This is a genomic window from Collinsella aerofaciens (genome assembly GCF_028207065.1).
Lineage (GTDB): Bacteria > Actinomycetota > Coriobacteriia > Coriobacteriales > Coriobacteriaceae > Collinsella > Collinsella aerofaciens_AR.
Window position 1 is genome coordinate 1 of sequence record NZ_JAQLFP010000007.1, and the last position, 5,236, is coordinate 5,236.

Genomic DNA, 5,236 nt, shown 5'->3' on the forward strand with positions numbered 1-5,236 from the left:
GGGGTGTTTGCTCCAAATGAGTTCCGCATGCAAAGAAGGCCACTAAATGTGGCCTTCGTCTTGCATAGGACTGTTTGAAATTTGGAGGAAATACCCCGGCGACTCGGGGCTTCCCCGGCCTCGCAGCTACGAGAGCGACGTTCTCAGCAACTCGTTGAAGAGTTTCGGGTTGCCCTTGCCGCAGCTCGCCTTCATGCACTGGCCCACCAAAAAGCCGATGACCTTCTGGTTGCCGTCACGATACTGCTGCGCCTGCTCGGCACAGTTTGCCAGCACCTCGTCCACGATCGGCTGCAACGCACCGGCATCGCTCACCTGACGCATGCCGCGCTCGTCGACGATCTTGTTGGGGTCGTCGCCGGTCTGGGCCATGGCCTCAAAGACCTCGTGCGCCTGGTTGGAGCTGATGGCATCGGTCGCCAGCAGCTTGGCGAGTGCCGCCACTTGAGCCGGCACGATGCCGGACTCGGCGAGCGACACGCCCGCGCCCTTAAGGTAGGCGATCATCTCGTTCACCAGCAGGTTTGCGACCGTCTGGGCCTCCTTGCCAGCCATGCCGGCAGCAGCGGCCTCAAAGAACTCGGCAAACTCCGGGTCGCCGGCGATCTGCTCGGCATCGGCCGCCTTAATGCCAAAGTCGGTCTCAAAACGGGCGCGCTTGGCATCGGGCAGCTCGGGGATCTCGCCACGGCAGCGGTCGATAAACTCGTCGTCCAAATCGAACGGCGCCAGGTCGGGATCGGGGAACAGACGATAGTCGTCTGCCGTTTCCTTCACACGCATGACCACGGTGCGCTTGCGGCTGGGCTCCCAGTGGCGGGTCTCCTGATAGATGATGCCGCCCTCCTCGAGCACCTCGGCCTGGCGGCAGATCTCGTAGGCAAGGCCGTCGTGCAGGCTCTTAAACGAGTTGAGGTTCTTGAGCTCGGTCTTGGTGCCCAGCTTGGTCTCGCCGCGGCGGCGCAGCGACACGTTGCCGTCGCAGCGCATGGAACCCTTCTCCATGGAGCAGTCCGAGATGCCCAGCGTCACAAAGATGCGACGGAGCTTCTCCATAAACAGGCGCGCTTCCTCGGGCGTGCGCAAGTCGGGCTCGGTGACAAGCTCGATGAGCGGCGTGCCGCAGCGGTTGTAGTCGACGAGCGACTCGGCCGCGGCGGTAATGCGGCCCTCGGCGCCACCCACGTGGACCATCTTGGCGGCGTCCTCCTCCATGTGGATGCGCAGGATGCGGATGGGCACCGTGTAGGAACCGTCCTCGCGACGCTCGGGCATCTGCAGGTTGGACGCATCGTAGCTGGCCAGATGGCCGGCGCGCTGGTTGCCCTCGCGCATGGTCGATGTCATGGACGTGGACAGGCCCTCGGCGTTGGCCGAGGCGCTTGCCAGACTCTGGGCCTCGGCCTCGCCAAACGCGCAGTCGGGGCGCTCGGCGGCACCGCGACCGGTCACGTCCAGGTCCAGGTGACCGTACATGGCAAAGGCGACCGGACCCTGCGTGGTCTGGAAGTTCTTGGCCATATCGGGATAGAAGTAGTGCTTGCGGTAGAACATCGAGTGGCGCTGGATCTCGCAGTTGGTGGCCAGACCCGCCTTGACGATGCTCTCGATGGCGCGCTTGTTGGGCACCGGCAGGGCGCCGGGCAGGCCCAGGCACACCGGGCACACGTTGGCGTTGGGCTCGTCATCGTGGCTGAGCTTGCAATTGCAGAACATCTTGGTATCGAGTGCGGTGAGCTCGGTATGGATCTCCAGGCCGATCACGGCCTCCCAATCCTGCAGGACCTCGGAAAGCTCCTTCATTACAGCTCGCCTCCCTTCCCGGCAAAAGCGGGCGCGACGGAAAGCGCGGGCGCACCCGTGGCGGCATCGGCAAAGCCGCGCTCCAGGGCGCGGGCAAACGTGAGCAGCTGACGGTCCTTAAAGGCCGGACCCACCAGCTGGGCAGAAACGGGCAGCTGAGTATCCTCGCCCAGGCCCAGCGGCACCGAGATACCGCCGTTGCCGCAGATGTTGAGCGAAATGGTGTACAGGTCGGAGAGGTACATCTGCGTGGGGTCGCTGATCTCGCCAAACTTAAAGGCCGTGCGCGGCGAGGCGGGCATGAGGATGGTGTCCACCTTGGCATACGCGGCGTCGTAGTCCTGCGTGATGAGCGTGCGGGCCTTTTGCGCAGCGTAGTAGTACTTGTCGTACACGCCCGAGCTCAGCAGGTAGGCGCCGAGCATCTGACGGCGCTTGGCCTCGGCACCAAAGCCGTGGGCGCGCGAAAGCGAGCTCTGGTCGGACAGGTTGGCGCAGCCCTCCTCCTGGTAGCCGTAGCGAATGCCGTCGAAGCGGGCCAGGTTGGAGAACGCCTCGGCCGGGCCGATGACGTAGTAGGCGGCGATGGCGGCGTCCAGGTGCGGCAGGTCGACCTCGACCAGCTCGGCGCCCTGGTTCTGCAGCTCCTGGGCGGCGCGCTGAACAGCGGCCTTGACCTCGGGCGTCAGGCCCTCGGCCTCCATAAACGCGGGGATGATGCCCACGCGCTTGCCCTCGATGCTGTCGTTGAGATGCTCGGTAAAGTCGACGGCGCAATCCTGGCTGGTGCAGTCGTACGGATCGTGGCCCGCACCGGTAAGCGCGTTCATGGCCAGCGCGACATCCTCGACCGTGCGGCCAAAGGGGCCCACCTGGTCGAGCGACGAGCCAAAGGCAACCACGCCGTAACGGCTCACGGCGCCATACGTGGGCTTAAAGCCCACCACGCCGCACAGCGACGCCGGCTGGCGGATGGAGCCACCGGTGTCCGAGCCCAGCGAGAGCGCAACCTCGCCCGCGGCGACGGCGGCAGCGGAGCCGCCCGAGGAGCCGCCGGGCACGCGCTCGGTATCCCAGGGGTTGTTGGTGCGGTGGAAGGCCGAGCTCTCGGTGGAGCTGCCAAAGGCGAACTCGTCCATGTTGGCCTTGCCCATGGGCAGGCAGCCGGCGTCGAGCATGCGCTGGACGCAGGTGGCGGTGTAGACGCTCTGGTAGTCCTCGAGCATGCGGGAAGCGCAGGTGGTGCGCGTGCCCACGAGGTTCATGTTGTCCTTAATGGCCAGCGGCACGCCCGCAAGCGGGGGCAGCGGCTTGCCTGCGGCACGGTCGGCATCCACGCGCGCGGCGGCCTCGAGCGCAAGCTCGGGCGCCACCTGCAGGAATGCCTGGACCCCACCCTCGCGCGCCTCGATGGCCTCGAGCGAGGCCTGAGCGACCTCGGTGGCCGAAAAATCGCCGGCGGCAACGTGCGCGGCCAGCTGCGCGGCCGTGAATCGATCGAGATTGAGCTTCATTACTCGCTCTCCCCCTCTCCCAAAATGGACGGCACGCGGAAGTAGCGGTCGCGCGCGCTGCCGGCGTTTTCGAGCGCGACGTCGAGCGGCAGGTCGCGCTCGGGCTCGCGCAGGTCATCGCCCATCACGTTGGACAGGCTTCCGATAGGATGGAACGTGGGCTCCACGTCGGGCAAGTCATATTGCAAGACGGGCTCGAGCATCTGGACGGCGTCGTTCAGGTAGGACGTCATCTGGGTGAGCTCGTCATCGGTCAGTGCGATCTTTGCGTACTCGGCGATGCCGCGCACGTCTTTCTCGCTGAGTGCCATAGGCGCTCCCTTCCGCATAACAGATAAACCGCTCTAGTATACAAGGCAACGCCGCTTGGAGCAGGTGCTTTACCCAAATGCAGCGAAAACGTAACGAGGGCGGCGGATGCGTCCCGGCGGTTATGCAGCAAAATCTGCATCGTCACAATGCAAAACCGTCCCGCCCACAACGAAAACCGTCCCGCCCGCAACGAAAAGCATCGCAACATTCGACGCTTTTCGCCAAAATCGCGATTTTCATCGAATGTTGTGATGGTTTGGAAGCCCCCGACCACCACAAAAATGCCTGTCCCCATTGCGGTGGTTCTGGAGAATGTCTTATGCCGAGGCCTTGACCTTGCGGCGCTTGCGGACCGCGTGGATCACGATATCCAGCAGCAACAGCACAATGGCTACGACCACGATGAGCACGGCAAACTCGCGCTTGCCCCAGTGGCGGCCAGCCAGCGACTTTTGCTTGTCGACGTCCTTCTTGTTGTACTTGGTGCGCACGCAATGCACCAGCAGGCGATGGTCGTTCACGCCGTAGGGCGTGCAGGTGACGAGCGTCACCTTGTCGGCGCCGGGCTCGATGGTCAGCGACTCCATCTCCTCGGGCAGCACCACCTCGGAGTCCACCATCTTGTAGGCGAGCGTCTTGTTCATGGTGTGCAGCAGCACCAGGTCGCCGGGCTCCAGCGAGTGGATGTCGTCGAACATGCTCAGGTTGCGCATGCCCGAGTGCGCGGTGAGCACGCAATGCGTCGAGGTGCCGCCCACCGGCAGGCTCGTGCCTTCCAAGTGCCCGACGCCCGCCATAAGGACTTCTTCGCTCGTGCCGTGGTAGATGGGCATGCTCACGTCGATGGAGGGGATCTCGACCCAGCTCATCATGGGGTCGCGGTCAAAGATGAGCTGCTGGGCGTAGGGCTCGATCTGGTCGGCGGGAAGCTCGGTGGCCTCGCCCGCCAGCTGCTCGTTAAAGGAGCGCGCCTGGAGCAGGATGCGCTCGCGCTCCTCGGCAGATAGCGCGTCCACGGTGCTGGACACGGTGCTGATCTGGTTGAACACGCCCGAGGCCTCGAGCCGGTCCAAAATCCACGGCCAGGTCATAAGGCCCACGCCAATAAGGATGATGACGATAGTGATGAGCCGATCGGCCCAGCGCGGCAGCCGCTTGCGGCGGCGCTTGGGCTTTGGTTGAGGTTTGGGCTGAGGGCTTGAGCCGCCGTTGTCCGCGGCGTTATTGCTCTTCATATGTTTGGCGCCCTGCACCATCGCCAGTCACTCCTCTACAACTCAAGTTGTCTAAACAAATAATAGCCGATTAGCAGGCTCCCCCGCCCGACAACACAGCTAGACCGCACCGTCCAGTCGAGGATAAGCCAGCATTTGAGTTTTCAAAATGTCCCGAATCGGCGGGGCGATTCGGGATACAATGTCAATAGAAAACGACGCACCCCGCGTAAGTGTACGAGAGCGCGGGCGGCCTAGTTTTCAGTTTTTGTTAAATGCCCGGGATCCGACCCCCGGGCATTCTTATTTGCGCTTTCGGCGCAAATGCCTTCTACCGTCCGCACCGCGCGTGCGCCTACGGACCTTAAACCGAACCTCATACGAGTCAAGAAA

General features: G+C 63.7%; 4 protein-coding genes. All 4 read right to left on the minus strand.

The genetic code is table 11. The features are described 5' to 3' along the window. Positions 1 to 126: 126 nt before the first annotated feature. Positions 127 to 1,803 (minus strand): Asp-tRNA(Asn)/Glu-tRNA(Gln) amidotransferase subunit GatB, encoded by a 1,677-nt coding sequence (gene gatB / locus PMX72_RS03180; protein WP_271729093.1) that lies wholly within the window; start codon positions 1,801 to 1,803, stop codon positions 127 to 129. Further along, positions 1,803 to 3,317 carry an Asp-tRNA(Asn)/Glu-tRNA(Gln) amidotransferase subunit GatA gene (gatA, locus tag PMX72_RS03185; RefSeq protein ID WP_271729091.1) on the minus strand — a complete coding sequence of 505 codons (1,515 nt, stop codon included), beginning with the start codon at positions 3,315 to 3,317 and terminating at the stop codon, positions 1,803 to 1,805. The genes gatB and gatA overlap by 1 nt, the downstream gene beginning before the upstream one ends. Continuing rightward, complete coding sequence (gatC, locus tag PMX72_RS03190; RefSeq protein WP_055287082.1) at positions 3,317 to 3,628, minus strand: Asp-tRNA(Asn)/Glu-tRNA(Gln) amidotransferase subunit GatC; 312 nt, start codon at positions 3,626 to 3,628, stop codon at positions 3,317 to 3,319. Before gatC ends, gatA begins: the two co-directional genes overlap by 1 nt. 318 nt (positions 3,629 to 3,946) lie before the next feature. Continuing rightward, positions 3,947 to 4,864, minus strand: coding sequence for a class C sortase (locus PMX72_RS03195; RefSeq protein WP_271729089.1), 918 nt, complete (start codon positions 4,862 to 4,864; stop codon positions 3,947 to 3,949). Positions 4,865 to 5,236 lie beyond the last annotated feature (372 nt).